This is a genomic window from Streptosporangium sp. NPDC087985 (genome assembly GCF_044741965.1).
Taxonomy (GTDB): Bacteria; Actinomycetota; Actinomycetes; order Streptosporangiales; family Streptosporangiaceae; genus Streptosporangium.
In genome coordinates, this window is sequence record NZ_JBIUTQ010000065.1 from 1 (window position 1) to 1669 (window position 1669).

The 1669-nt window shown below is 67.5% G+C and carries 2 protein-coding genes; both read right to left on the reverse strand.

From position 1 onward, the window contains the following. Positions 1-91: 91 nt before the first annotated feature. Positions 92-856, reverse strand: coding sequence for a class I SAM-dependent methyltransferase (locus ACIN94_RS32805; RefSeq protein WP_400714940.1), 765 nt, complete (start codon positions 854-856; stop codon positions 92-94). A gap of 161 nt (positions 857-1017) precedes the next feature. Then, positions 1018-1140 (reverse strand): hypothetical protein, encoded by a 123-nt coding sequence (locus ACIN94_RS32810; protein WP_400714943.1) that lies wholly within the window; start codon positions 1138-1140, stop codon positions 1018-1020. Positions 1141-1669: the final 529 nt, after the last annotated feature.

Below are 1669 nucleotides of genomic sequence, written 5' to 3' on the forward strand. Positions count from 1 at the left end.
ATATGAACGAGCTGTTCGGGGGTCACGCCCGCATCGAAACACCATCCGGCCGACCCGACCAGTCACAACAGGCTGACCTAACAAAGCACTACTAGGGCATTCCGGGAGGGACGGGCTCCGCGGTATCGCGCCGCGCCACGAACACGAACTCCCTGCCCGGCCGGTCGGGTGCGTCGCGTACGTCCTCGACGACGAAGCCGTGCTCGTGCAAGTCCCGCTCGATCTCCGTACGTTCGCGGAAGCGAAGTGTCGATTCCGAGGTCAGTACGTCCCCGTCCGCAGCGAACACGTGCGTACCCCGGAAGCTCACCAGCGGCAGGCTCACGTCCGTCAGCTCGGCCCAGGTCTCGACGTGGCCGACGCCCGGGATGTCCGTCATGCGGTACGTGGTCTCGCGCGTCCACTCCGCCCACTCCTCCCACACGCGCTGCGCCGGATCGCGCGTCTCGAAGACAAGCCGCCCGCCGGGCCGCAGCGCCTCGTACGCGCCGCGCAGCGTCGTACGCCATGCCTGCGGATCGGCGATCGCCTGGGCGACGTTCCCGGTCATCGTCACCAGGTCGATCTGCATGGGCGGCAGGTCCCCCGCGTCGCCGTCGAGCCAGCGCACCCGCTCCGCGCCCGGCTTGCCACGCGCGACGTCGACGGACGCCCGCGCGGGATCGATCCCGGTGACCGTAATCCCGCGCTCGGCGAGCAGCAGCGCGAACACGCCCGTACCGCACCCGATGTCCAGCACGGACCGCGCGCCGAACTCCTCCGCCATCGCGAGATACGCGTCGAGATCGCTGCGGTCCGGATCGAGTGGGTCGTAGATGGCGGCGAGGCGCGGATGCCCGAAAGTTGCGTCAACCATGGAGGTGAACGTATGTGGCCCCGAGCCCGCGCGGCCACTGCTTTTTCGGGTTACGGCGCCAAGCGGGCGCGGCGAAGTGCGCCGCTGATCCCGGCGCCCCTATCGGGCACGGCCGTACCGAAGCGAACCTCGGCCAGGCCGCTTAGGAGTTGTCTTCAATGTCACGCCCACATCAGGAGCGAGGCGAGGGTGACGGCCGCTTGGTAGGACTCGGCGGTCTTGTCGTAGCGGGTCGCGATGCCACGCCACTGCTTGAGGCGGTTGAAGCACCGTTCAAGGAGCAAGCCGCAGTGCACACATAGCCGAGAAGGGGGCGGGGAATGTCCCTGTCATAGGGGTTGATGCCCTGTTGGCGCTGGTCGGAGCGGTCCGCCGGTTGCGGGACGGACAGGGCGGGACGGGCGAGGGAGGTGGGTCTCGGTGGCTGGAGGAGACACGGCTGTGCCCCCTGGTCCGAGCCCGCGATGGCGAGCGCACCGAAGTGGGAGTCCTTCCCGGAGGTGAACCGGGTAGTGATCCAGCGGTTGCTGGGCCTGTTGGTGGAACGGATGGCGACGACGACACCACCCAGGAGCCTGGACGGGGTCCCGGTAGTAATCGCCGCAAAAGCAACGGAAATGCTGGTCAGAGCCTCGGAGAAGGGTCTTCCAGGGCGAACCTTGGAAGGGCCCCTGACCTGCATATTCGTTGGAAATTCGGCGGATACTACTGGGACCCCTAGAAACCCCAGAGTTCCCGGGAACCCAAGGGTCGAGCCCAGGCTGTTGGGGTGGTCTGGGAGGTTGTGCACCCTTGGGTTCGCCGGAACCCAAG

Bases quoted from the DNA above. Each gene is read 5' to 3' on its own strand.
- ACIN94_RS32805 (WP_400714940.1), bottom strand. From the start codon at position 856: ATGGTTGACGCAACTTTCGGGCATCCGCGCCTCGCCGCCATCTACGAC.